The organism is Rossellomorea aquimaris (assembly GCF_020171925.1).
In the GTDB taxonomy this organism is placed as follows: Bacteria; Bacillota; Bacilli; order Bacillales; family Bacillaceae_B; genus Rossellomorea; species Rossellomorea aquimaris_F.
This window is the reverse complement of sequence record NZ_JAIVAR010000001.1, coordinates 526,143-552,476: the sequence shown is the minus strand read 5'-3', so window position 1 is coordinate 552,476 and position 26,334 is coordinate 526,143. Positions and strand designations below refer to the sequence as shown.

Sequence of the window (26,334 nt, the reverse complement as noted above, 5' to 3'; positions counted from 1 at the left end):
AGGTTGAAAATAGAAGTATGGTCTGATTTTGCATGTCCTTTTTGTTATGTGGGAAAACGACGATTGGAAGAAGCACTGACTTCTTTCACGCATGGCGTAGAGGTAGAATATAAAAGTTTTGAACTTGATCCTAACGCCGCAACTGATGTGGATTCAAATGTGTATGAACTTCTTTCGAAAAAATATGGCGCTTCGATCGAGCAAGCGAAAAATATGGCACGTGGTATGAAGGATCATGGAGCGCAAGTGGGGATAGAATTCAATTTCGATGACAATATCCCGACAAATACGTTCAATGCCCATAGATTGAGCAAATTAGCATCTGATTTAGGGCAAGGCAAAGAAATGACTGAGAGCTTATTCAAGGCACATCTGACTGATGGGAAGCATATTGGCGACAAAGAAACACTTCTCTCAATCTCTGAAAAAGCTGGATTGGACCGGGAAGAGGCAGCAAGAGTATTGGAAGGCAGCCATTTTTCGGAGGAAGTGCGATTCGATGAAGAAGAGGCAAGACAATTCGGGATTCAAGGTGTGCCTTTCTTCGTCATCAACCGTAAATATGCGATTTCTGGGGCACAGCCCGTAGAAGTGTTCGCAGATACATTAAAGAAGGTATGGGAAGAAGAAAACGGATCAACTCCATTCCAGACAGTGACTGGACGCGACAATCTTCAATGTGACGAAAACGGGTGCGACATCCCAAAATACGATCAATAAAGTATGCAAAAAAGCAAGCGGGGGCAAAACCGCTTGCTTTTTTATGTCATTTTATTTACTAAAAAAGTTCTCGGTAAAATATGGCTGGGATTCTTCATTGAATGCAACGCCTACTCCGAGATATTCGTAATGATTCTGAAGGATATTTTCCCTGTGGCCCTTGGAGTTCATCAACCCTTCATGGGCAAAAATCGAGCTCATCTGTCCATACGCCAAGTTTTCCCCTGCGGTCCTGAATGCCACCTGATCATCCTCCATACGGTCAAAAGGGGATTCTCCATTAAGATTCGTGTGACTGAAATAGTCGTGGTCTGCCATATCCAAACTGTGCTTACGTGCCGTTTCCCGGACCTTGTCGTTCCAAGTCAGAGGATCGAGGCCATGGTTCACCCTGGCGGCATTGGTCAGATCGAATAATTGTAGCTCAAATCCTTCCTTAAGCCCGGGTCCCGTCTTCGAGTAAAATCCCTGTTTATTCCCTTCAAGTCCTTCCTCAATGATTTGGATTGCAGTCACCGAATCCTGTTCATGCTTATCGTAAAAAACCGTAACATAACTGTTATCAACCTTAAAGACATCATGCTCACCGTTGGTCTGAAGTTGATAGAGCGTCAACCCTTTTCTAATATTCTCCAGAGGTACACCCAGTGTCTTCTGCACATCACTCTTTGCACTATCCATCGTGATCCCCGTCGAGGAAGTGAGCAAATCTTGATTCGTATATAACCCATTCACCCTCTGTTCATCGTCATAAGAAACCATGAAGAAATTGTGATAATGGTCGTGATAGGTGTTCCAATTAACACCATACTCATTGAGCGTTGTCCTATCCGGAGATCCAAGTTCTTGTTCAACAGTAGATCGTCGGTCACCAAGTTCTATATTATGTATAGAGAAAACTTCGCTATCAGGGGCGGACAAGTCAGGCTTTTGACTATTCAACTCTTCCTGCGCATTCTTTGGTGGATCGAGATCCTTCAATGACATCTCCAATTCCATCAATAACAGACTTACTCCATTATAAAACTGATCAAAAGCATCCTTGACTTTTTCATTGTCTTTCATTCCTTCTATTTTTGAGAGCACTGTTTCCAATCCAGTTGCCTGGACCTTCTCTTCCCAAACAGGCTTCGTTCCATACGCTATCAACAACAATACAATGATCAGTAATAAACGTTTCATGGTACCACCTCACTTCATCCCCATTTTACCCAAAATGAATGCAATAAAAAACGTTAATGAGGAACATTTTTATTGTCAATTACCCCAAAACGATCCTATTCAATCTCCTTTACTTGTTTTTGTGCACTTTTTCTGGGTAACATAAGAGATAGAACGTATTCCTACTTTGGGAAATAATCTAGAAGGGGAAATGAAAGATGAAATTATCGCATGAGGAAAGAATTCAGCTTCATGAATTCAATAACCTGACAAAATCATTAAGCTTCAATATGTATGACATCTGTTACACCAAAACACGGGAGGAACGGGAGGCGTACATAGAATATATTGATGAACAATATAACGCAGAGCGCCTCACAAAGATACTTACCCATGTATCCGATATCATAGGTGCGCATGTTCTTAATGTGGCAAAACAGGATTACGTACCCCAAGGTGCAAGCGTCACGATCCTCGTTTCTGAAGGACCGATTGTAGAGGTGCCTACTGAGCATTTTGATGAATCACCTGGGCCACTTCCTTCATCCGTCACGATGCATCTAGATAAAAGTCATATCACGGTCCACACATACCCAGAATATCATCCCCATGAAGGGATCAGCACATTCCGTGCCGATATTGATGTATCGACTTGCGGTGAGATATCCCCTCTTAAAGCGTTGAATTATCTCATCCATTCATTTGATACCGATATCATGACGATGGATTATCGTGTAAGGGGTTTTACAAGGGACATCAATGGCCGTAAATTATTCATTGACCATGATATCAACTCGATCCAGAACTATATTCCTGAAGAAATAAAAGAGGATTACGACATGATCGATGTGAATGTTTATCCTCAGAACATTTTCCATACAAAATGCAAGCTAAAAGATTTCGATTTAGACAATTACCTCTTCGGCTATTCCAAGGAAAAGCTTGAAGATGGTGAAGCAAATGAAATTTCCAAGAAATTAAAAAAAGAAATGGATGAAATCTTCTACGGCATGAACATCCATAATTCTTATTAACATGAAACTCTGTTGGACAATCCAACAGAGTTTTTCATGTCTCAAGAAAAATAAAGGAAAAGGGTAAACGCATAGAGAATAAAAACTGTATAATAAGAGGGTATACATAAAGGAGGAATAACAATGAATTCTCATGAAATCGACTACAAACTTCATGGCGATGACATGCAATTTGTCGAGATAGAACTTGACCCTGGAGAAAGTGCGGTCGCAGAAGCAGGCGGCATGATGATGATGGATGATGGGATCTCCATGGAAACGATCTTCGGGGACGGATCACAAAACGGAAGATCCGGAGGACTGTTTGGAAAGCTGGTTGGTGCGGGCAAACGTTTGTTGACCGGAGAAAGCTTATTCATGACAGTATTCACCAACGAAGGAAGTGGGAAGAAACAGGTTTCATTCGCAGCCCCATACCCTGGGAAGATCATACCTGTTGATTTAAGTGAATTAGGCGGTAAGGTCATCTGTCAGAAAGATGCATTTCTATGTGCAGCCAAAGGGGTGGCAGTCGGAATCGATTTCCAAAAGAAACTCGGGACAGGATTCTTCGGTGGAGAAGGATTCATCATGCAAAAGCTTGAAGGAGACGGCCTTGCCTTCTTGCATGCAGGAGGTACGATACATAAGAAGGAGCTTCAGCCTGGGGAACTATTGAGAGTGGACACAGGATGCCTGGTTGCGATGACAAAAGAAGTGGACTATAACATCGAATACGTTGGGAAAGTAAAATCAGCATTCCTCGGTGGCGAAGGATTATTCTTTGCCACTGTACAAGGACCAGGAACCGTCTGGGTTCAATCACTTCCTTTCAGCCGCCTGGCGGAGAGGATATACGCCAATGCACCGGGTGGGGGAAGATCCACTGGCGAAGGTAGCATTCTTGGAGGACTTGGTGATTTATTGAATGGCGATGATTGAGTAAAAGGCAGCAGATACCATTCTGCTGTCTTTTTCTTTCAGGAGATGGGAACAGCTTCCAGCTGGTCGCAGCGCTTTCTGTTACAGGGTTGACATTATACCCTTGTAGGTATATTATTGCTATAGACATATCAACTATATAGATCAGGAGGCATTCAAAAATGAAAGAACTTACAACTAAAGAAGTGCAAGCACTTCTAGAAAATAGTGAACCAAACTTGATTGACGTGCGTGAAGATGATGAAGTAGCTGCAGGTAAGATTCCTACAGCAAAGCATATCCCTCTTGGATCCATCGAAGCACGCATGAATGAGCTCGATCCATCGAAGGAATACATCATGATTTGTCGTTCTGGCGGCCGTAGCGCAAAAGCAGCATCATTCCTTGAGAGTCAGGGGTATAAAGTGATCAATATGACAGGCGGCATGATGGCTTGGGAAGGCGAAGTTGAGTAAAAGCTCAAAATAGCATATGGTTTTCACTATTAGTATCGAGGAGGAAGCCGATGCGAAAGAAATCGAACTGTGGTAACGGTACTTGAAACATTTCGTCACTTAAAGGCCGCAAGCGTTATATACCACCCATATGACCTGGAATGTGGCTGTGGCTCCTGGCAGGAGTCATTTTACTGATTCAAAAATTATTCTAGAGAAGGAGTCCATCGTGATTCCTTCTTTTTTGTTCGGGTTGCTGGTTGCTTTTTTGCTATGAAACCTTCAATATTAATAAGCGGAACAATCAATCGAACGAAAGAAAGTAGGAACTGCATTTGAGTAAATTTATATCCCTAGGCATTTCAGAAGAAATGGGGCTTAAACTATCTAAAATGGGCATCAACAGCCCGACCCCTATACAGGAAGAAGTCATTCCACAAGCACTGAAGGGTAAAGATATTATCGCTAAAGCACAAACCGGTTCAGGAAAAACCTATGCATTTGCATTGCCGATCCTCGAAAGAAGTGAGAAGACTTCAAATCATATCCAAGGAATCATCCTCACTCCTACCAGGGAACTCAGCATTCAAATTGCGAATGTACTGAAACAGTTGACGAAGAATCAAAAGAAATCCCGGGTCCTAGCAATGTACGGCGGGCAAAGCCACGATCAGGAGATAGAAGAACTAGAGAAAAAACCAATGTTTATCGTCGGAACACCAGGCAGAATGCTGGATCACATTAAACGGGGCAATCTTGACCTGACTCATTTAAACTTTTTCGTTTTAGACGAAGCTGATCAAATGCTTCAAATTGGATTCCTCAATAAGGTAGAGGAAATCATCAGGTCAACACCAAAAACGAGGCAAATGATGCTATTCTCTGCTACTATGCCTGCACCTATCAAAAAGCTTGCCAATAAGTACATGAAAAACGCAATGAATATTGAAATTGTGGAAAACGCTGCTCCTTCCACCATCAATCAATTTGCCATTTTCACTGTGGATAAAGCAAAGCAGGAAACAATCCTTCAATTAGTCGAAGCGTTCAATCCAGAAAAAGCCGTCATCTTCTGCCGCACCAAGAGAAGGGTCACGAAACTGTTTCAAGTCCTCAAATCAAAAGGCATGAATGTCGGTGAACTTCATGGGGACATACCCCAAGAAAAACGCGAAGAGGTCATGGAATCCTTCCGGAAAGGCGAATTGCCACTCCTTGTTGCAACCGACGTCGCTTCCCGGGGACTTGATATTGAGGGAGTGACCCATGTATTCAATTATGATATCCCTGAAAACACGGAAACGTATACCCACCGAATCGGAAGAACAGGAAGAGCGGGGGCAGAAGGATTATCCTATACTCTCTATTCATCAGAAGACAGGCCACTATTGGATAAAATTGAATCTGACTTACAAACGAGGATCCAAAAGCAAAATTTAGGAAACACCATTTCGCTGAAGGATAAGAGCAGCTCCTCTTCCAAAAAGAAGAAAAACAAAAGAAAAGGATCATCTTCACCTCAGAAATCCTCCGCTAAAAAACATGATGATCAACAAGATCGTAGGAACGAAGGCTTTTACAGTAAACGGCCAGGAAAGAAAAATCAGCAAAAAGCTATAAAAACGAAAAGTGCTCCAGGAAAACCGTCTGAAAAGACAAGTAATCGTTCAAAAAAAACGAGCAAATAGATCAGCAGACATGCAAGGCATAGCCTTTGCATGTCTTTCTTTTTTGCAGTATACAATTGATATTATCTTAGAATAACATGTTCGTTTCGAGATGTTTTATCAATATAATAATAGAATCCCGGGGTATTATGTTACTATATTAAGAGAGATTTTATGGGATAAAGGAGAGTTTCTAACTAAGATGAAATTGGTTTCTTGGAACGTAAATGGAATAAGAGCGTGTGTGAAAAAGGGGTTTCTGGATTATTTCAAAGAGGTAGACGCAGATATCTTCTGCATCCAGGAAACGAAAATGCAAGACGGCCAACTCTCATTGGATTTGCCAGGGTATCACCAGTACTGGAACTACGCTGAACGAAAAGGCTATTCAGGGACAGCGATATTCACGAAGACCGAGCCCATAGCCGCATCCTATGATTTGGATGCGGGAGAATCGGAGCCCGAAGGAAGAATCATAACACTCGAGTTTGATCGATTCTACCTTGTGAATGTATACACACCGAATTCAAAAAGGGATTTATCAAGATTGGATGATAGGCTTGAATGGGAGGACAGACTAAGAGACTACCTCATCGGATTGGATCGGATGAAGCCGGTGATCTTATGTGGTGACTTGAATGTCGCCCATAAGGAAATCGACCTTAAGAATGACCGTTCCAATCGAGGGAATTCCGGATTCACAGATGTCGAGCGGGGAAAAATGACCCTTCTCCTTCAATCTGGGTTTGTTGATTCGTTCAGGTATTTATATCCTGATAAAGATGAATCCTATACATGGTGGTCTTATATGAGTAAAGTCAGGGAAAGGAATATCGGATGGAGAATCGATTACTTTATTTTATCCGAACGGATGTCTTCCGAGATCTCTGAAGCAGCTATTCATTCCAGCATTATGGGAAGCGATCATTGTCCTGTATTCTTGGAACTGGAAGAGTCATCATAATTATTTTAAATGAAATAGGTGGGATACGATGTTAAATGATAAACTGAACGTTCATGAATTGACGGTCGAACGATGCGATAAAGAAACGGACGAACTGATACAAAATGCATCATCTTCATTCCTGGAACAGCCTTTGTCATATTTGAAATCTCATCAAACAGAATACATCTTCATAAACAGTGATTCACTTGAAGAAGTCGGCATCGATGGACTTTCATTGGAACTGGACGATGTATTCGGTAACTATGATGCGATGTTCGGGTTAAAGTTACAAAAAAAGTACAGAAAACAAGTAGAAGGGTTTTTCGACAATACGCTGCAAGGGGAAAAAGCGTATGACCTCCTATTCAATGGGGAGGATGGTTTGTGGGATGTGAATGTTTCGATAAACGATGTCCCTTCATATAGTGAGGCAATGACGATCGGGACTGCTGTTGAAGCGCTTTACGAACTTCTTAGTAAGCTTCACCAAGAACTGAATAAAGAGAATTAATCAAAAAGCACCTCGATCACGATGTCGAGGTGCTTCTTTACATAGGGATTATCGTTTTAGCTTACTGATTTCTTCCGATACGACGATTGCCAGATCCGAATTACCGAATAAAGAAAGTACGCCTAACAGGGTGGAGTCCGGGATTTCTTCAGACTCTTCCTTTGATACGGTCAAATCGATACCTTGCTGAAGCGCAGGATTGGCTCCTTGATCAGGATACGCCTTTTTGTAAATTTCAGCCGGATCAAGGTCGTTATTTACGCACCACTGAGCAAAAACGAGTATCATCATGTTTTCATCTTTCTGATAGTTGGATATGATTCTTTCTTCAACCTCTTTATTATTCATCACTTGTCGCTCCTTCGTCAGTCTTTCCCTATCATTATAACGAAGAATGAGGACAGTTCCCATCAAAACGGATACGCCAGGTTTTCATTTCCGATGAACCTGTGTATAATTGAGGGATATGCAAAGTGAAAGGAAGTTATCATTCAAATGAAGATCATCGACCATACAATGGAAGAGTTGAAAGATCCTACCGGTATCTTAAGCGGAAAGCGTTACGAGGTGCTGCTCTCTATAGAAGTGCCAGAAGATGATGAACTCTACTCAGAACAAGGGTTATCTATTAAAGCAATCTTCGTTCAAGATGAGGAAGTATCACGATTGGCTCAATACCAAATCATTGAAAAAAATACCGAATCGATCCTCGACTTTGAATTGGAAGAAGACGAAGAAGCTATGATTCTTCAATCTTGTAAAGAAGCCATCGAGGGATGACTTTTGAAAGCATTCTATCTTTTTGAGATGGGGTGCTTTTTTAGTTTTGTTTGTACGTGGTGGCGGTGATGGATTTTGTCGATTTGGCGGCAGTGGTTGTGCGCGGAAAGCGCGTGGATTTTTGTCGAATTTTGAAGAATGGCAGATATTTCGAGATTTTGGCAGATAAATTGGGAAAATGGAAGATAAAAAATTTTTTTGGCAGATAAACGCTCGAAATGGCAGATAAATCTTCAAAACGAAAGATACCCCTTACTAAAAACAGTCAAAAATCGCGTAAATGACTCTCCATGCCCGAACCGTCACACCTCCAGAATCAAAACACACCCCAAGGCTGAAGAATACCTTGTCGAAAAGGGTTATATCACATTGATGGCGTATGCTATAATCATGATAGTAATATGCTAGCATTTGATAGCACAATAAATTCCGGAGGTTTTAAACATCTATGGGCACGAATGATCGGATTCAATTAAACGTTAGAGTCGACAAAGAGACTGCAAGACAATTAGATGAAATCGTAGAGTATTATCAGAAAAACACCAAGATTGGCAGGGTTTATAAAGGGGATGTGTTGACGGATATCATCAAAAAATCACATGAACTTATGCTGAAACAAATTGCAATCCAAAACAGGAAGTATTGATTGAGATTCCTAAAAAAGCGCCTTCGTTAGGCAGACGTTTTTAATGCAAATGGGTCAGGATGGATATGGTAAAATAACAATAAACATGATTAAAAAATGAGGGTTCGATTGTGCAGTTACCGGAAAAAATCATTAAACTTCAGAAAAGCTCAGGCATTTCACCTTACATATGGAGTATTATCAGCATTTTACCTTTCTACTTTATCTTTCAATCCTCCTCAACGATTGAAATCATCGTGGGAATCACATTGACGATTCTATTTTTTGTTTTTTTGCGACTTGCCTTCCTCTCCAAGGAATGGCCGGTATATTTATGGACATCTTTCTTAATAGCAATCAGCATCACCATGACCATACAGTTTAATTTTATTTATTTTGCATTCTATATTGCATACTATAACGGTAATATAAAGAACCGGATCGCATTTCTCACGCTTTATATCATCCATCTGGTGCTAACAACCGTGTCCATCAACTATAAATTTGTGGAGCAGGAAGACTTATTCCTTTCTCAAATACCATTCATCCTGATTATTTGGATAAGTGTGATCCTGCTACCTTTCAATATTTACAATCGCAATAAACAGGGGTGGCTCGAAGAAAAACTCGAGGATGCCAACAAGCGGATTTCGGAACTTGTTAAACAAGAGGAAAGACAGCGCATTGCACGCGACCTGCATGATACATTGGGACAGAAGCTATCCCTGATAGGCTTAAAAAGTGATTTGGCGAGAAAATTGGTATACAAAGATCCCGAGCAGGCAAAAGAGGAATTGAAGGACGTGCAGCAAACTGCGAGAACTGCATTGAGCGAGGTACGGACAATGGTATCCCAAATGCGCGGGATCCGATTGGAAGACGAAATCGTAAGGATCAAACAAATCCTGAAAGCTGCAGATATCGAGTTGATCATCGAAGAAGCATCGGGTTTACCTCAAACGTCACTTTTTCTTGAAAATATTTTAAGCATGTGTTTGAAAGAAGCGGTTACGAATGTCGTCAAGCATAGTCGGGCTGATACATGTGAAATTACGATCGATGAACACGATAATGAACTGACCATAAAGGTAAAGGACAATGGGGTCGGTTTGCATAAGGATCATGATCTATCAAAAGGAAGTGGGTTAAGAGGAATGGAGGAGCGTCTTGAGTTTGTAAACGGGACGCTTGAAATCATCTCTGATGAAGGGACTACACTGGTGATGAGAGTTCCTAAAGTAATCAAACAGATTGGGAGGGAATAGCGTGATTCGGATTGTCATTGCAGAAGACCAGCGCATGATGCTTGGTGCATTGGGTTCTTTGCTTGATTTAGAGGATGACTTGGAAGTAGTGGGGAAGGCAAGCAATGGGGAAGAGGCCGTCACCCTTGTCAGGCAGCTCCATCCAGATATCTGTATGATGGATATTGAAATGCCTGAAAAGACCGGGCTTGAGGCAGCGGAGGAATTAAAAGGAGAAGGATGCAAAGTCATCATCCTGACTACATTTGCACGATCTGGATACTTCCAGCGTGCTATTAAAGCAGGTGTGAAAGGATATTTGCTCAAGGACAGTCCGAGTGAAGAGCTTGCAAGCTCAATCCGGCGCATCATGGAAGGGAAACGGATCTATGCACCGGAATTGATGGATGATATGTACAGTGAGGAAAACCCATTGACGGACCGCGAGAAAGAAGTGCTTGAACTGGTGGCGGACGGAAAAAACACAAAAGAAATTGCAGAAGAACTGCAGCTGAAAACAGGTACAGTAAGAAATTATATTTCCACTATTTTTGATAAACTCGAAGTAAAAAATCGCATTGAGGCAATTACGCATTCCAAAGAGAAAGGCTGGTTCAAATAATGTTGAAACGGCCTGTTCGAAATGTAAAACGATTGTTTCTTGCGACCACATCCTAAAACATATCCTAAAAAAATGATTGACAAGAAAATTATTCATGTTACGATTACATCGAATTCAAAATTAAATATGACGATCCACTAGGGGGGCCTTATAAAAGGCTGAGATTAAAGTGAACTTTAAGACTCTTAGAACCTGATCTGGTTGATACCAGCGTAGGGAAGTGGTGTTTGAATGTACGATGTTTTTTTGGTGTACTGCCTTTTCAAACCACTTTCCATTCGCTTTTTGCGACATGGAAAGTGGTTTTTTTGTTCCCCAGTACAGGATCGTCATGGAATGGGGAGATGAACATGACATTTTCAACAGAATTGAGACAAATTGTAAGTGACATTTGGGAGGCGAGCTTCCTGCATCCTTTTGTCAAAGGAATCGGGGACGGTTCGCTCCCATTGGAAAAATTCCGGTACTATGTGCTTCAGGATGCGTACTATTTGTCACACTTCTCAAGAGTCCAGGCGCTTGGCGCAGCCAAAGCACCCGACATACATACTACGAGTAGAATGGCCGCCCATGCCCAGGGGACAAATGAAGCTGAGATGTCCCTTCATGAAACATTTTCCCTGAAGCTTGGGATCACGCCCGAGGAAAGGAAGAGGTTCAAGCCCGCTCCTACTGCCTATGCTTATACTTCCCATATGTACAGGGCAGCGCAGTTCGGTGGACTTGGTGAAATCATTGCTGCAATCCTTCCCTGCTACTGGCTGTACCACGAAGTCGGCGAAAGGTTGAAATGTTGTTCCCCGGAAGAACCGATATACCGTGAATGGATTGCTGCTTACGGTGGAGAATGGTTCGGTGAACTGGTTAAAGAACAAATAAACCGTTTGGACAAATTGGCTGAAAAAGCGACTGATGAAGAAAGAGATCGTATGAAAGAGCTGTTTACCATAAGCAGTATGTATGAGCTTCAATTTTGGGAAATGGCCTATTCCCATGAGAAATGGCCGTTTGAAGATCACCTCCTACAATTTTCAGGGAAAGCGGGTAATTGATATGACAAAGCTTAAATTAACAGATGTACTGGTAACGGTCATCATCTCGATTGGATTCGGTGTCATTTATAAAATGTGGGGGCCACTTTACAATATGCTGAAGCCGCTCGGAATTCATGCAGACCAACTTATATACGGCATGTGGTTCATGGCCGCTACGGTGGCATTCCTGATCATCCGCAAGCCGGGTGTGGCACTGCTGGCAGAAATCGCCGCTTCTTCCGGGGAGTTCCTGATGGGATCGGAATGGGGGCTTGAGGTCTTATTATTCGGTGTCGTACAAGGATTATTTGCCGAAGCTGTGTTTTTCGCTACAGGATATAAGAAAAACAGCATGACCATCATTTCTATTGCAGCAGTGATGTCTGCGATTGGATCCATCCTGATGGATTTCTACAAAGGCTATATAGGTGACCTTGCGACATGGAATCTCGTTTTATTTTTATGTGCCAGATTAATAGGCGCTGTATTGATTTCTGGTGTCGGAGCTTTTTACCTGGTGAAGGCTTTGGAGCAAACAGGTGTTACAAACCTAGTAAGACCAGCTGATAAGGAAGATTATGAAGTTCTTGACAGATAGGTGTGAAGCTACGTGAAGATTGAAAATCTGAGATTGACATTTTCCGGTGATAAGACGTTATTGTTCAAGGATCTTTCCCTCTCCATAGAAAAAGGAGAGAAAGTCTTGCTCCTTGGACCTTCCGGTTGTGGTAAATCAACATTGCTAAACGTCATGGCAGGACTAATCCCCCATTCGTATGAAGTCCCGATGAAGGTATCATCCATTACATACCCTTCTTCATACGGGTATGTATTTCAGGACCCGGATGCACAATTCTGCATGCCTTATGTTGATGAGGAAATCGCGTTTGTACTTGAGAACTTGAATGTGCCGAGAGAACATATGGAAGGAAGGATCCAAGAGCTACTTGAAGTAGTAGGGTTGCAGATGATTGATCCCCATACAAAGATCTCCCGACTGTCAGGTGGCATGAAGCAAAGACTTGCCATTGCAGCGGTTTTAGCGCTTGATCCCGACACCTTGTTCCTCGATGAACCGACCGCATTGGTGGATGAGGTTGGAACGAAAGATATTTGGGAGACAATCAAGCGGAGCTGCCATGATAAAACGGTGGTCATCATCGAACATAAGCTTGATCATGTGATTGAGCTAGTCGATCGGATCATCCTTTTCAACCGGGATGGAGAAATACTTGCGGATGGCCCCACTGAAGAAGTTTTAAAGAGCTATAAAGAAATCATCAAAGAAGATGGGGTTTGGTATCCGGGGGCATGGGATGAGTATTTGGATTCAACTCCTTATCTACATCGTGATGCATCTGATGAGCGCGCACTGGAACTACATGGCTTCAAGGGATTCATAGGAAAAGAAGCAAAGATACGTGTAAATAACGCTTCTATAAATAAAGGTGAATGGATTTCCATCGTGGGACGTAATGGAGCAGGTAAGTCGACACTGCTCCACGCCTTGATGCAACTGATCAAAACATCGGGGAAGTATGAATTATTCGGTAAACAAGCGACCAAACAAAAAGCGCTTGATCATTGCACGTTTGTCTTTCAAAATCCAGAGTTTCAATTCGTAGCAAATACCGTCTATGAAGAAGTCGCCTTTAGTCTCAGGCAAAAAAAACTGAGCGTTGATATGGTGGACGGTAGAGTGAATGAAGTGCTAAAACGATTTCGACTAGATCATCTTGAACATAAGCATCCGTATCAATTATCAATGGGCCAAAAGCGAAGGTTGAGCGTTGCTGCTTCAACGATCCAGCGTCCTGAATTCATCTTACTGGATGAACCCACTTTCGGACAGGATGCCGCCAATACATTTCAACTGTTAAACATGATGAAGGAGCTACAAGACGAAGGTTCAACGATCTTTATGGTGACGCATGATGGAAATATTGCCCGTTTTTTTTCTAATCGGATATGGACGATTGAGGAAGGCGTTTTAGTCAAAGATGAGGTAGTGCAGTTTCCCTCGGTTTTGAAAGGGGTGATGCAGTGAACTTACATGTTGCTTCAAAGGAAACATGGGTGCATAAAGTGAATCCCAGCATTAAATTGATGACCATGTTACTCCTGTTCATCGTGATATTACTGGTCCATCAGTTGAATATACTCGTTTATTTAAGTGTGATTGTCTTCGCAGCATTTTGGTGTTTTTCCGGCTATGTGGCTAAAGTAAAATCCTTACTTTTGGTTCCCTTTATCCTTGTGTTCGTATCGAGTTCATCTTCCATGATCTTATTTGGTAAAGGAGATATTATCTGGATCAAGTGGGGACTGATCCAAGTTACAGAAGAAAGTTTTTATCGTGGCCTCCATATAGGGTTCCGGGCATTGCTATTTGGCCTATCAGGATTATTATTCACGCTTACCACCCGACCTGTGATGCTGTTTTATTCGTTGATGCAGCAACTAAAGCTGAAACCAACGTATGCATACAGCTTCATGGCAGGGTTCAGGCTACTCCCGATCATGGCTGAGGAGTTCATCACCATTCGTAACGCAATGGTCGTGAGGGGATTGAACAAAGGAAAGGGCATTCTCGGAAAGATGATCACTTTCCGATCATTTGCTCTCCCACTCCTGGCACAGAGTATCAGGAAGGCCCACCGGATTGCAGTTGCCATGGAGGCGAAACGCTTTTCCGGGAGCCGCGATCGGACCTTTTTCTACACGATTACCTATTCAAGGTATGATGCTTTATTTATATTGATGATAATCATGATGCTCATCATCAGTTACATTGCTTCAAGTACATACCCGGTCTTTCCTGTTGGGGATGTGCGTTATGGAGTGTAGGGAGAGATTAATATGAAGAAGCAATTTCATGCTATTACGTCTGGTCAACAGACGAAAGAAGAAGTCATACGGATTGCACGTTCAATCAACCCCTATATCGACTTTCTGCATATTAGAGAAAAGAATCGAACTGCACGTGAAGTCGCTTCTCTTGTAAGAGGATTGAAGGATACAGGATTCCCAGCAAATAAGATACTCGTCAATGACAGAGTGGATGTTGCCGCCGTCTTTAGGACGGCGGGTGCTCAACTTACACATAGCAGTTTGAACGTTTGCGAGACCAAAAGAGCATTTCACGAGCTTCTTATCGGTGCTTCCATACACTCAAAGGAAGAAGCCGTGTCCTTAGTGAAAAGCGGTGCCGATTTCCTCATATATGGAAACGTATTCACGACTGCTTCAAAGGTAGGAAAACCGGGAGTGGGACTTGAGAAATTGGAAGAGTTGGTCAATGTCGTCACTGTTCCAGTCATCGGAATCGGCGGCATCAAGCCCGAGCATGTAACGGGGATCCTCTCTACTGGAGCAGCTGGTATTGCCGTACTATCAGGGGTTTTTCTAGCAGATGATCCAGTACGCTCGGCAAAGGCATATCGAGAACAACTGGATAGGGAGGGAGTTCATTGAGAAGGCACTATGATGTCATCATTGTAGGCGGCGGAGTGATTGGAAGCTCCATTGCCTATCAACTTGCTAACCGTACTAAACGGGTGCTCCTATTGGAGAAAGATTCAATCGGCGACAAGGCATCGTCTGCTGCTGCCGGTATGCTCGGTGTCCATACCGAGCTTGGAAATGAAATTGGTTTATATAAGCTTGCGGCTAAAAGCAGGGATATGTTCCCTTCCCTCTCTGAAGAACTAAGGGAAATTAGCGGGATTGACATTGAATTTAATCAAAATGGGATGCTTAAACTTGCTTTTTCGGAAGGGGAATTAAAAGCATTACAGTCTGTCCTGACATTTAGTGAAGATGTTGAGTGGCTAACCGAAGCAGATGTAGCAAGGCTTGAGCCCTGTTTGGAAAAGGAACACCGGGGAGCACTCCATGCTTATAAAGATGGAAATGTATCTGCCCGAAATTTCACCCTTTCCCTGGCAAAAGCGGCAATGTGCCTTGGGGTAGAAATGATCGAGTTTTCAAAAGTCACCAACATCCTTTACGAAGGTGATGCATGCATCGGCATTAAAACAGAGCACGAAACATTTTACTCGGATGAGACCATTATTGCTTGCGGTGCATGGAGCAGCGAATTATTGTCGGCTGCAGGGATCCATCTTGACGGCCACCCTGTTAAGGGAGAATGCTTTTCGGTCGTGTTTGATCATCCGCTCATAGAAAGGACAATCTTTACAGAGGGTTGCTATCTAGTACCAAAGCCGGGTAATCGATTGTTGGTCGGTGCAACGGAACATCCGTATACGTACGATACTAGTGTTACGCTTAAAGGAATGAACAGCCTGATGAATGAAGCGCTCACACTGTTTCCACAACTGTCCGACGCAAAATGGGAAAAGGCGTGGGCTGGAGTACGTCCAAAGACGGACGATGTTTATCCACAAATGGGACGAGTGCATGGGTGGAGGGGATTATCCGTCGCTACCGGGCATTACCGTAATGGAATATTGCTTGCTCCAATCACCGGGATGATGATGGCTGATTTGATGGATGGAAAAGACATACCTCAGTCGTTGAAACCAGAACGTAAACAAAAAGGGGTGTGGATAAATGAAAGTAAGGCTTAATGGAAAGCTTGTACAGGTTCCCGAAGAACTTCTGACAATCAGCGATCTTATCAATCACTACTCGTTGAGTGATCGGATCCTCATAGCGGAAGTGAATGGTGAAATCATGGAAAAAGGGAACTATGATACAACTAAAATCAAAGAAAATGATTCAATCGAATTCGTTCATTTTGTAGGAGGCGGTTAAGATGTTAAAAATAGGAAACCACAACTTTCAATCGAGGTTACTCCTTGGAACAGGTAAGTATCCTGATTTTGAAACACAAAAACGAGCAGTGGAAGAATCCGAAGCAGAAATCCTTACGTTTACGGTCAGAAGGATGAATATTTTTGAAGAAAGTCAGCCGAATTTATTGGAGCAGCTCAATTTGGAAGCATATACCCTACTTCCGAACACAGCCGGGGCAAAAACAGCTTCAGAAGCGGTGAGGCATGCAAAGCTGGCAAGGGCTTCCGGTTTGTGTGACATGATCAAGGTGGAAGTCATAGGGTGTGAGAGAACGCTCTTACCTGATCCGGTTGAAACGTTGAAAGCGACAGAGGAACTTGTGAAAGAAGGATTTACGGTCCTTCCTTATACATCGGATGATGTTGTCCTCGCTAGAAGACTTCAGGAAGTAGGTGCCCACGCCATCATGCCTGGAGCCTCGCCGATCGGTTCAGGACAAGGGATCCTCAATCCAGTCAACTTACGCTTCATTATTGAACAATCAAATGTGCCGGTAATTGTCGATGCAGGCATCGGGTCCCCCGCGGATGCGGCCCTTTGCATGGAACTTGGGGCGGATGGTGTCCTATTGAACACGGCGGTATCCTCTGCAGGAGATCCCGTCGGAATGGCGGGGGCAATGAAGCTCGCAATAAGAGCAGGTCGGATGGGATATGAAGCCGGACGGATACCTAAACGAATCGTTGCAACAGCAAGCAGTCCGATGGATGGAATCGTCGGGTGATGAACGACCGTTATTCAAGACAAGAATTATTCCCTCCAATCGGGAAGGGTGGGCAACTTGCTCTTTCTAGAAAGCATGTGCTCATCATTGGCGCTGGCGCATTAGGAACAGGTAGTGCAGAAGCGCTTATCAGGGCTGGTGTTGGGAAACTGACGATTGCAGACCGCGACTATGTGGAATGGAGCAATCTGCAAAGGCAGCAGCTTTATACAGAGAAGGATGCACTCGAACGGATTCCGAAAGCGGCCGCAGCAAAAAAGCGGTTGAGTGAAATCAACTCGGAAGTGAACGTCGAAACACACATACTGGATGTCGAGCCAAATGATTTACTGAAGCTTTCGAATGATGCCGATCTAATCATTGATGCCACCGATAATTTTGATATCAGACTGATGATCAATGACGCTGCGCTGAAAAAAGGGATTCCATGGATCTACGGAGCCTGTGCCGGCAGTTATGGGATTACCTATACATTCATCCCAGGAAGAACACCTTGTTTGAACTGTCTGTTCGAAAGTATCCCTTCGGTTTCCATGACCTGTGACAGCACTGGAATCATTTCACCAGCTGTAATGATGGTGGTATCCCACCAAGTTTCGGAGGCAATGAAGATATTGATAGGGGACATGAACGCAGTCCGTCAAACATTGGTTTCATTTGATGTCTGGAAGAACGAATACAGTGCGATAAACGTCAGCAGAATGAAGAAATCGAATTGTCCCTCGTGTGGAGAGGAGCCGAAATACCCATATCTTCAGTTCGAAAACCAGCTCAAAACGGCGGTTTTATGCGGACGGGATGCAGTCCAGATCCGTCCTCGCCATCGAGGGGAAATAAATCTTGATCACATGGCTAACCATCTGAGAAATCATATGGACAGGGTAGAAAAAAATCCATACCTTCTCTCATGTCAGACAGGAAATCACCGGATTGTCCTTTTCAAGGACGGGCGCGCACTGATCCATGGTACAAAGGACATCAAAGAAGCCAAGTCACTCTACCATCGTTATTTCAGCTGACTCAATATGAAGCCCGTCCCACTCAAAAAAACGCAGTGGGACGGGCTTCATTCATCATATCTTGTTCATGCGCCTCATACTATACACTAAGCCTTTGGCTAGCAAGTCAATTCATCAAGGAAAAGGAGGTTTTATTAATGGACATTTGGGTTGTGTTGGTGAATCTTCTGATGTTTCTTGTTCTTATTGGTGTTTTAATTCATTTGCAAAAAAAGAAGATTTCGTTTTCAAAAAGAGTGTTCACGGCGCTTGGACTCGGTATTGTATTCGGGCTCTTTCTACAGTGGCTGTATGATGCGGGTGATGAGAATTTACTTCAATCGATTGAATGGTACAACATCGTCGGAAGCGGCTATATAAAGCTTCTTCAAATGATTGTGATGCCACTCGTGTTCGTTTCGATCATCTCTGCCTTTACCAAGCTTAAACAATCCCACAATCTTGGTAAAATATCTGTTTTAATCCTTGGCCTGTTGGTGGGTACGACCGCAGTCGCGGCTGCAGTAGGCATCGCTGCGACTGCAGCATTCGACTTGGAAGCGATCCAGATTGATCAAGGTGATAGTGAAGCTGCAAGAGGTGTGCAATTGGAGGAGCGCGCAGCCGCCATGGAAGGTCAGAGCTATCCGCAGAAGATCATTGAACTACTTCCTGCGAATCCGTTCTATGATTTCACCGGGCAGCGTGCCACTTCCACGATTGCCATCGTCATCTTTGCAACATTCATAGGAATCGCATACCTTGGGGTCCAGCGAAAGGAACCGGATGGTGCTAGCATGTTCAAACGTATTGTCGATTCCATCTATGCTGTCGTCATGCGGGTGGTGACGCTGGTCTTAAGACTGACGCCGTTCGGGGTATTCGCCATCATGGCTAAAACAGTTGCGCTGAGCGATTTCGACGCCATCTTGAAACTGGGCAAATTTGTCGGAGCCTCTTATGTGGCCCTGCTGATCATGCTTGCAATTCATTTATTGATGTTGACCCTTTCAGGCTTAAACCCGATGACATACCTGAAAAAGGTGCTGCCGGTTCTCACTTTCGCTTTCACTTCCAGATCAAGTGCCGGTACGTTGCCACTGAATATCCAAACCCAGACGAAAAAGCTGGGTGTATCAGAAGGGATTGCCAACTTCTCAGGGTCATTCGGGCTTTCAATCGGTCAGAACGGATGCGCGGGAATTTATCCAGCCATGCTGGCAGTCATGATCGCACCGACTGTAGGGATCGATCCGTTGACTCCTTCATTCATCCTGACACTTATTCTCGTTGTCGCCATTTCTTCATTTGGCGTAGCAGGGGTCGGAGGAGGAGCCACATTTGCCGCCATCCTCGTATTATCTGCCATGGACCTGCCGATTGCTCTCGCAGGATTGTTGATATCCGTTGAGCCACTGATTGATATGGGGCGCACCGCACTCAATGTGAGCGGAGCCATGACTTCAGGCCTCATCACAAGTAAAGTGACCGGTGAATTGGATACCGCTTTATACCAATCAAATGATATTCCAGAAGAATAAAGCCATATGCTGTTGAATATTTGTAAAAGGATCACTCAATAAAGCACATTAATACAGTAAATAAAGATAGGGAATGCTACTTCGTGTATGCATTCCCTATCTTTATTTTAGGCTGTTTTCGTAACCATTGTTGTCGCATAAGTAAGACGGGGTTGATTGGAGCTTCAGGGGATCGCTTTCAGCAGTGGTAAGCACCTTCCGCTCCAACCAACAATCATAGCGTCGTTTTTAACGATTAAAATAATTCCCTTTCAATACTTCAAGAAAGTTTAGCACTAAGGAGGTTTTCACATGCCTGCAAAATCAATATCCATAAAAGAAATAGCTCAAAAAGTCATACGTAACCAAAAAGCCTTTATTCTCGATGTCCGAAAAAAGGGGGACTTCGATGATTGGAAGGTTGAAGGAAAGTCGGTCGAGGTATTCAATACCCCCTATACCGAATTGATGGAGGGCATCGACCCGATTGTTGACCATTTACCAAAGAATGAACCTATTTATGTTATTTGTTCTAAAGGAAACTCGTCAAAAAAAGTGGCGGATCAGATTGCAGATCACGGATATGAAGATGTATATTCCATCGAGGGAGGGATGCAAGCATGGAGTGAGCATTTAGAGCCGATCAAGGTAGGGGATCTTAAAGACGGGGGATCGATTTACCAATTTGTCCGAATCGGAAAAGGCTGCTTATCCTACTTCATTGAATCAAATGGAGAAGCTGCGATAGTCGATACAACGAGGATGACGGATGTCTTTAAAGAGTTCGCAAAGCAAAAAGGGGTAAGTATCAAGGCATTGATTGACACCCATCTTCATGCCGATCATATTTCAGGAGGCAGGCAACTGGCAGAATCAGTTGGTGCCGATTACTATCTTCCACCACGTGATGCAAAAGAAGTGACATTTGATTACACCCCTCTTGAAGAAGGCAAAGATATCGAAATCGGGCATTCTGTTATTTCCCTCCAGCCTATCTACACACCAGGGCACACGATAGGAAGCACGTCGCTAATCGTTGATGATTCTTATTTATTGACGGGTGATATTCTGTTTATTGATTCCATAGGACGACCAGATCTTGCTGGTAAAGCGGGGGATTGGGCGGATGATTTAAGGAACACTTTGTATTCAACGTACAAATCATTAGGGGCGGAACTGATTGTCCTTCCAGCTCATTTCATGACGATCAAGGAAATGAATGAAGATGGTAGTGTCGCTGAAAAGCTTGGAGTATTGTATAAGGAAAATCACGGCTTGAACATCGAGGATGAAGATGAATTCAGGAAGGCGGTCAGTGAAAACCTACCTCCTCAGCCAAACGCCTATCAGGAAATCAGAAAAACGAATATGGGTAAGATTTATCCTAATGAGGATGAACAACGTGAAATGGAGATTGGTCCAAACCGTTGTGCCATTAAATAGAGATCGTAAAACACGAACAAAACTACAAAAAAATATTATAATGTTTGTATTTTTCCTTTACAACCACTCCTTCAACCGATATACTAACGGTAATCAAATACATTCACTCATATAATCGCGGGGATATGGCCTGCAAGTTTCTACCGGATGACCGTCAATCATCCGACTATGGGTGAGCGATCGATTGCATGGTTTTTTTTGGCCGATTTTTTTGCCTTAGACACATTACCTGAAGATCATTGTTCACTCAGTTAATTGAGTGCGATGGTCTTTAGGTTTTTTTTATTTCTATGAGTGCACTATCTGAAAGGAGTATAGCTTATGAAATTACTACAGCAAAAAATCCGGGAAGAAGGAGTCGTTTTATCAGATTCCGTACTAAAGGTCGATTCATTTTTAAATCACGGGGTAGATCCTCAACTGATGGATGCAATCGGGGAGGAATTCTCCAAAAGATTCAAGGATCAGTCAATCACAAAAGTATTGACCATTGAATCATCAGGTATTGCCCCGGCATTGATGACTTCACTGAAACTTGGAATCCCAATGGTCTTTGCACGGAAGAAAAAGTCCCTCACCCAGTCGGACGGTCTGATCACATCAAAGGTCTATTCTTTCACGAAGCGGGAAGAAAATACGATCTCTATTTCAAGTCAATACATACAAACAGGGGATCGCGTCCTCATCATTGATGATTTTTTAGCAAATGGGCAGGCTGCATTGGGGTTGATCGACTTGGCCGAACAAGCAGGGGCAGAGGTTGCGGGGATTGGAATCGTCATTGAAAAGTCCTTTCAAGACGGAGGGGAGATCCTTCGACAAAAAGGGTTCCGGGTCGAGTCATTGGCAGAACTCCATTCGTTGAAAAATGGTCGCATTACATATAAAGAAGAGGCAACAGCGGGGGTGAACCATTCATGAAAAACGTATCCTTAGGACTTCAACATGTACTTGCCATGTATGCGGGTGCAGTCATCGTACCCTTGATTGTAGGCGGTGCACTGGGATTATCTGGTGAAGAACTCACTTACCTGATTTCGATCGATATATTCATGTGCGGAATCGCAACCATACTCCAAGTCTGGAAGAATCGTTTCTTCGGAATTGGCCTTCCCGTTGTGCTGGGATGCACGTTCACTGCCGTTGGTCCGATGATTAGCATCGGTGGACAGTATGGTATTTCTGCAATCTATGGATCTATCCTCGTATCTGGGGTATTCGTTGTACTAATCAGTCAATACTTTGGAAAACTTGTTCGTTTCTTCCCACCAGTCGTTACAGGTTCGGTTGTGACCATCATTGGGATCACTCTGATTCCTGTTGCCATGAATAATATGGCAGGCGGTCAAGGAAGTGCAGATTTTGGATCGTTGACGAATCTTTCCTTGGCATTCGCTACCCTTTTGATCATTTTGGTTCTATATAAGTTTTTCACCGGCTTCATCCGTTCGGTTTCCATTTTGGCCGGGTTGGTCATCGGAACTGTCGCTGCATCCTTTATGGGAATGGTGAATGTGAGTGAAGTAGCAAACGCCGGATGGTTCCATATGCCAAGTATTTTTCACTTCGGCATGCCGACATTTGAGCTTTCCGCCATATTGACAATGATCTTGGTAGCAATGGTTAGCCTTGTCGAATCGACAGGTGTGTACTTTGCATTAGCGGATATTTGTAAAAAGAAGGTGGATGAAAAAGATCTGGCAAGAGGCTACCGTGCAGAAGGCCTGGCGATCGTTCTTGGAGGTATTTTTAATGCCTTTCCTTATACCACCTATTCTCAGAATGTGGGGTTGATCCAACTTTCTGGGGTCAAGAAAAATCAAATCATCTATTTAACAGGGCTTTTCTTAGTCATTCTCGGTCTGGTACCGAAGATCGGCGCGATGACCACCATCATCCCTTCACCTGTTCTAGGAGGTGCGATGGTCGCCATGTTCGGAATGGTCATCGCATATGGAATCAAAATGCTCAGCTCTGTTGATTTTTCTTCCCAGGAAAATCTTTTGATCATTGCCTGTTCAATCGGAATGGGGCTTGGGGTCACAGCGGTTCCAGAATTATTTGCCCAAATGCCCTCCAGCGTAAGAATCCTTACTGATAATGGCATTGTAGCAGGAAGTCTGACAGCGATTATGTTGAATATCTTTTTCAATATTGCAAGGAAAAAGGAACAACGACTCATTATTGAAGAACGGAAGGCTTCATAGAGGAAGCATAAAAACTAGCCCTAGCATGCTTGGGCTAGTTTTTTATCTATAAAAAATGAGACTAACTACCTATAATTAATAAAAATAGGAATAAATTCCTTTTTGTCGTCATTGGTATTGAAATAACCGAAATTAATATCTATAATATTAAGAAAATTTAAACATTTATTCCTATGAAGGAGGTGATACTAAATATGAATATTTACATGTCTGTCGATATGGAGGGAATCACGGGGTTGGTCGATCAAACTCATGTGAACTCTTCGATGCATAATTATGAACGGGGAAGAATCATCATGACAGAGGAAGCCAACTCTGTCATCCATGCGGCTTTTGAAAATGGCTGCAATCATGTGCTTGTCAATGATAGTCATTCTCAAATGAACAACCTCATAATTGAGAAACTGCATCCTGAAACGAGGTTGATATCCGGCGGAGTCAAACCATTTTCAATGGTACAGGGACTGGATGAAACGTTTCAAGGTGCTTTTTTTGTCGGGTATCATGCAAGAGCCTCGATGAAGGGGGTAATGTCACATTCGATGATCTTCGGTGTAAGGCATATGTACATAAATGATACACCTATAGGGGAAATGGGGTTCAATGCGTATGTTGCAGGGTATTATGGTGTTCCCGTCCTGCTTGTCACGGGTGACGATCAAGCAGCGCTTGAAGCGGAGAGCCTAATACCAAATGTGACAACCGCGATTGTAAAGGAAACCATTTCCCGTTCTGTAGCGTCAAGCTTGACCCCAGCGAAATCCCAGATGTTATTAAATGAAAAAACGGAGGAAGCCCTGTCGAATAGGAAAAATGTAAAGCCGCTTACTCCACCTGATCACCCGGTTCTCAGGATCGAGTTCGCCAATTACGGACAGGCTGAGTGGGCAAGTATGATGCCCGGTACGGTCCTCGAGCCGGGTACGACAACTGTCCGCTTCCAGGCAAAGGATATTCTGGAGGCTTACCGGGCGATGGTTGTCATGACCGAACTGGCAATGAAAACGACATTCTGTTAGAAAGTGTGAAAATTGATGGGTACATACTTATTGAAAAGGCTTACAGCCATGGTCATTACCCTGTGGCTGATTGTCACTCTTACGTTTTTCCTGATGCATGCGATACCAGGTTCACCGTTCAACGAAGAAAGGAACACAAGTGAAATGGTCCAAAAAAACCTGGAAGCTCATTATCACCTGAATGAACCATTGTTGGTGCAATACGCTCTTTACTTGAAATCCCTCGTCACCCTTGATTTCGGACCTTCCATCACCCAGCCTTCACAAACCGTGAATGACTTATTGGGTAGGGGGTTCCCGATTTCATTTGAATTAGGGATGATCACCCTGATCATTGCCGTACTATCCGGTATTTTACTCGGCATACTGGCTGCTCTTCGGCATAACCGCATGATTGACTATATGGCGATGACATTTGCAGTGCTCGGAATCTCCATTCCGAACTTTGTCATGGCCACACTTTTAATCCAACAGGTGGCCGTCAACTGGGGGATCCTGCCCGTTGCCACTTGGACGAGTTGGAAGCATATGGTGCTACCGACGCTTGCACTCGCGACAGGACCGATGGCGATCATCGCCCGTCTGACGCGTTCAAGCATGCTCGAAGTATTGACACAGGATTACATCCGAACAGCGAGAGCCAAAGGTTTGTCACCGCTGAAGATCGTCATCAAGCATGCACTGCGTAACGCACTGCTTCCGGTTGTGACCGTCCTCGGTACCCTGGCTGCAGGCATATTGACAGGAACCTTCGTCATCGAACAGATTTTTGCCATACCGGGGATGGGGAAGTACTTTGTCGAGAGCATCAATCAGCGTGACTACCCAGTCATTATGGGAACAACGGTCTTTTATAGTGCATTCTTGATTGTGATGCTTTTCCTGGTCGACCTCGCCTACGGCTTCCTTGACCCACGCATCAAACTGCATAAGAAGGAGGCGAAATGATGGGAGCACCTCAACATCATCATACTAACAACACTAGTGAGGTTCTTGATGAATGGTTCATCCCTCGGGAAAAAAATAAGGAAGAGGCTGAAGCTGTCGTGAGACCAAGCCTGTCCTACTGGCAGGATGCATGGCTCCGCCTTCTGAAAAATAAATTGGCGATGCTCGGTTTCGTCTTTCTCGCGATGTTGATCACTATGGCCATCATTGGACCAATCATCTCTCCGCATGATGTCACAAAGCAGACACTTGCGAGTCAGAACTTGCCTCCTTCGAGTGAACATTGGTTCGGTACTGATGATTTAGGACGGGATGTCTTCACCCGTACTTGGTACGGTGCGCGAATTTCCTTATTCGTAGGTTTCATGGCGGCATTGATCGATTTTGTGATTGGCATCATTTATGGAGGAATCGCTGGATACAAAGGCGGCAAGACGGATAACGTGATGATGCGAATCGTCGAGATCCTTTATGGCCTGCCATATTTGCTTGTTGTCATTTTATTGATGGTCGTCATGGGTCCTGGCCTGTCCACGATCATTGTGGCTTTGACGGTCACAGGTTGGATCGGGATGGCAAGGATTGTCCGCGGGCAGGTTCTTCAGATCAAGAATTACGAGTTCATCTTGGCATCGAAAACGTTCGGAACGAAAACGGCGAGGATCATCCGTAAAAATTTGCTGCCGAATACGATGGGACCGATCATCGTCCAGATGACCCTGACGGTACCGAGCGCCATTTTTGCCGAGGCATTCTTAAGCTTTCTTGGACTCGGGATCCAGGCACCTTATGCCAGTTGGGGCGTCATGGCCAACGATGGATTATCTACGATTCTATCAGGCTACTGGTGGCGACTATTCTTCCCTGCATTGTTTATTTCATTGACGATGTTCTCATTTAACGTACTAGGTGACGGGCTTCAGGATGCTCTTGATCCTAAGCTTAGGAGGTAATC

At 43.6% G+C, this 26,334-nt stretch carries 29 protein-coding genes and 2 riboswitches; of the genes, 27 read left to right on the top strand and 2 right to left on the bottom strand.

Annotation, left to right across the window (positions count from 1 at the left end):
* Window positions 1–3: 3 nt before the first annotated feature.
* The gene (locus LCM10_RS02735) at window positions 4–720 is read left to right on the top strand and encodes a DsbA family protein (protein WP_224874476.1); all 717 of its coding nucleotides are present in this window, start codon (window positions 4–6) and stop codon (window positions 718–720) included.
* 51 nt (window positions 721–771) lie between these two features.
* On the opposite strand, the gene LCM10_RS02730 is transcribed toward LCM10_RS02735, so the two are convergent.
* Window positions 772–1,902 carry a CAP domain-containing protein gene (locus LCM10_RS02730; protein ID WP_224874474.1) on the bottom strand — a complete coding sequence of 377 codons (1,131 nt, stop codon included), beginning with the start codon at window positions 1,900–1,902 and terminating at the stop codon, window positions 772–774.
* A 197-nt stretch (window positions 1,903–2,099) separates the two neighbouring features.
* On the opposite strand from LCM10_RS02730, the gene speD reads away from it, so the two are divergent.
* From speD to LCM10_RS02700, 6 genes are all read left to right on the top strand, one after another.
* Complete coding sequence (speD, locus tag LCM10_RS02725) at window positions 2,100–2,915, top strand: adenosylmethionine decarboxylase (RefSeq protein WP_224874472.1); 816 nt, start codon at window positions 2,100–2,102, stop codon at window positions 2,913–2,915.
* A 123-nt stretch (window positions 2,916–3,038) separates the two neighbouring features.
* Entirely contained in the window at window positions 3,039–3,836 is a 798-nt protein-coding gene (locus LCM10_RS02720; RefSeq protein ID WP_224874470.1) for a TIGR00266 family protein, read from the top strand.
* 161 nt (window positions 3,837–3,997) lie between these two features.
* A complete protein-coding gene (locus LCM10_RS02715; RefSeq protein WP_224874468.1) occupies window positions 3,998–4,291 on the top strand; it encodes a rhodanese-like domain-containing protein in 294 nt (97 codons plus the stop codon).
* A gap of 314 nt (window positions 4,292–4,605) precedes the next feature.
* Window positions 4,606–5,958 carry a DEAD/DEAH box helicase gene (locus tag LCM10_RS02710; protein WP_224874466.1) on the top strand — a complete coding sequence of 451 codons (1,353 nt, stop codon included), beginning with the start codon at window positions 4,606–4,608 and terminating at the stop codon, window positions 5,956–5,958.
* 181 nt (window positions 5,959–6,139) lie between these two features.
* Window positions 6,140–6,901: an exodeoxyribonuclease III gene (locus LCM10_RS02705; RefSeq protein ID WP_224874464.1), complete on the top strand. Its 762-nt coding sequence runs from the start codon at window positions 6,140–6,142 to the stop codon at window positions 6,899–6,901.
* A 28-nt stretch (window positions 6,902–6,929) separates the two neighbouring features.
* Complete coding sequence (locus LCM10_RS02700; protein ID WP_224874462.1) at window positions 6,930–7,394, top strand: branched-chain amino acid aminotransferase; 465 nt, start codon at window positions 6,930–6,932, stop codon at window positions 7,392–7,394.
* A gap of 48 nt (window positions 7,395–7,442) precedes the next feature.
* On the opposite strand, the gene LCM10_RS02695 is transcribed toward LCM10_RS02700, so the two are convergent.
* Window positions 7,443–7,742: a hypothetical protein gene (locus tag LCM10_RS02695; RefSeq protein WP_224874460.1), complete on the bottom strand. Its 300-nt coding sequence runs from the start codon at window positions 7,740–7,742 to the stop codon at window positions 7,443–7,445.
* Between the two features lie 147 nt (window positions 7,743–7,889).
* On the opposite strand from LCM10_RS02695, the gene LCM10_RS02690 reads away from it, so the two are divergent.
* From LCM10_RS02690 to LCM10_RS02595, 20 genes are all read left to right on the top strand, one after another.
* Entirely contained in the window at window positions 7,890–8,174 is a 285-nt protein-coding gene (locus LCM10_RS02690; protein WP_224874457.1) for a DUF6509 family protein, read from the top strand.
* A gap of 448 nt (window positions 8,175–8,622) precedes the next feature.
* Entirely contained in the window at window positions 8,623–8,820 is a 198-nt protein-coding gene (locus LCM10_RS02685; protein ID WP_224874455.1) for a hypothetical protein, read from the top strand.
* A 110-nt stretch (window positions 8,821–8,930) separates the two neighbouring features.
* On the top strand, window positions 8,931–10,064 hold the full coding sequence (locus LCM10_RS02680) for a sensor histidine kinase (protein WP_224874453.1): 1,134 nt from the start codon (window positions 8,931–8,933) through the stop codon (window positions 10,062–10,064).
* Window position 10,065: 1 nt separating this feature from the next.
* Window positions 10,066–10,665 (top strand): response regulator transcription factor, encoded by a 600-nt coding sequence (locus LCM10_RS02675; RefSeq protein WP_224874451.1) that lies wholly within the window; start codon window positions 10,066–10,068, stop codon window positions 10,663–10,665.
* A gap of 129 nt (window positions 10,666–10,794) precedes the next feature.
* Window positions 10,795–10,901, top strand: a riboswitch (TPP riboswitch).
* Between the two features lie 114 nt (window positions 10,902–11,015).
* Complete coding sequence (gene tenA, locus LCM10_RS02670; RefSeq protein ID WP_224874450.1) at window positions 11,016–11,717, top strand: thiaminase II; 702 nt, start codon at window positions 11,016–11,018, stop codon at window positions 11,715–11,717.
* A 1-nt stretch (window position 11,718) separates the two neighbouring features.
* Window positions 11,719–12,297 (top strand): ECF transporter S component, encoded by a 579-nt coding sequence (locus tag LCM10_RS02665; RefSeq protein ID WP_224874448.1) that lies wholly within the window; start codon window positions 11,719–11,721, stop codon window positions 12,295–12,297.
* Window positions 12,298–12,309: 12 nt separating this feature from the next.
* On the top strand, window positions 12,310–13,746 hold the full coding sequence (locus LCM10_RS02660) for an ABC transporter ATP-binding protein (protein WP_224874446.1): 1,437 nt from the start codon (window positions 12,310–12,312) through the stop codon (window positions 13,744–13,746).
* Complete coding sequence (locus tag LCM10_RS02655) at window positions 13,743–14,546, top strand: energy-coupling factor transporter transmembrane component T family protein (RefSeq protein WP_224874445.1); 804 nt, start codon at window positions 13,743–13,745, stop codon at window positions 14,544–14,546. Before LCM10_RS02660 ends, LCM10_RS02655 begins: the two co-directional genes overlap by 4 nt.
* Before the next feature lie 12 nt (window positions 14,547–14,558).
* A complete protein-coding gene (locus LCM10_RS02650; RefSeq protein WP_224874444.1) occupies window positions 14,559–15,173 on the top strand; it encodes a thiamine phosphate synthase in 615 nt (204 codons plus the stop codon).
* Window positions 15,170–16,291 (top strand): glycine oxidase ThiO, encoded by a 1,122-nt coding sequence (thiO, locus tag LCM10_RS02645; protein ID WP_224874443.1) that lies wholly within the window; start codon window positions 15,170–15,172, stop codon window positions 16,289–16,291. The genes LCM10_RS02650 and thiO overlap by 4 nt, the downstream gene beginning before the upstream one ends.
* Entirely contained in the window at window positions 16,275–16,478 is a 204-nt protein-coding gene (thiS, locus tag LCM10_RS02640; RefSeq protein ID WP_224874442.1) for a sulfur carrier protein ThiS, read from the top strand. Before thiO ends, thiS begins: the two co-directional genes overlap by 17 nt.
* Window position 16,479: 1 nt before the next feature.
* The gene (locus tag LCM10_RS02635; protein WP_224874441.1) at window positions 16,480–17,244 is read left to right on the top strand and encodes a thiazole synthase; all 765 of its coding nucleotides are present in this window, start codon (window positions 16,480–16,482) and stop codon (window positions 17,242–17,244) included.
* Window positions 17,244–18,263 (top strand): thiazole biosynthesis adenylyltransferase ThiF, encoded by a 1,020-nt coding sequence (locus LCM10_RS02630; RefSeq protein ID WP_224874440.1) that lies wholly within the window; start codon window positions 17,244–17,246, stop codon window positions 18,261–18,263. Before LCM10_RS02635 ends, LCM10_RS02630 begins: the two co-directional genes overlap by 1 nt.
* A gap of 137 nt (window positions 18,264–18,400) precedes the next feature.
* A complete protein-coding gene (locus LCM10_RS02625; RefSeq protein WP_224874438.1) occupies window positions 18,401–19,783 on the top strand; it encodes an L-cystine transporter in 1,383 nt (460 codons plus the stop codon).
* Between the two features lie 291 nt (window positions 19,784–20,074).
* Complete coding sequence (locus tag LCM10_RS02620; RefSeq protein ID WP_224874436.1) at window positions 20,075–21,205, top strand: MBL fold metallo-hydrolase; 1,131 nt, start codon at window positions 20,075–20,077, stop codon at window positions 21,203–21,205.
* An 87-nt stretch (window positions 21,206–21,292) separates the two neighbouring features.
* A riboswitch (purine riboswitch) is annotated at window positions 21,293–21,394 on the top strand.
* Window positions 21,395–21,526: 132 nt separating this feature from the next.
* Complete coding sequence (locus tag LCM10_RS02615; RefSeq protein ID WP_224874435.1) at window positions 21,527–22,126, top strand: xanthine phosphoribosyltransferase; 600 nt, start codon at window positions 21,527–21,529, stop codon at window positions 22,124–22,126.
* Window positions 22,123–23,412 carry a nucleobase:cation symporter-2 family protein gene (locus tag LCM10_RS02610; protein ID WP_224874433.1) on the top strand — a complete coding sequence of 430 codons (1,290 nt, stop codon included), beginning with the start codon at window positions 22,123–22,125 and terminating at the stop codon, window positions 23,410–23,412. Before LCM10_RS02615 ends, LCM10_RS02610 begins: the two co-directional genes overlap by 4 nt.
* A 194-nt stretch (window positions 23,413–23,606) precedes the next feature.
* Window positions 23,607–24,431: a M55 family metallopeptidase gene (locus tag LCM10_RS02605; RefSeq protein ID WP_224874431.1), complete on the top strand. Its 825-nt coding sequence runs from the start codon at window positions 23,607–23,609 to the stop codon at window positions 24,429–24,431.
* Window positions 24,432–24,446: 15 nt separating this feature from the next.
* Window positions 24,447–25,379, top strand: a complete 933-nt coding sequence (locus tag LCM10_RS02600; protein WP_224874430.1) for an ABC transporter permease — start codon at window positions 24,447–24,449, stop codon at window positions 25,377–25,379.
* Complete coding sequence (locus LCM10_RS02595; protein ID WP_224874428.1) at window positions 25,379–26,332, top strand: ABC transporter permease; 954 nt, start codon at window positions 25,379–25,381, stop codon at window positions 26,330–26,332. The genes LCM10_RS02600 and LCM10_RS02595 overlap by 1 nt, the downstream gene beginning before the upstream one ends.
* Window positions 26,333–26,334 lie beyond the last annotated feature (2 nt).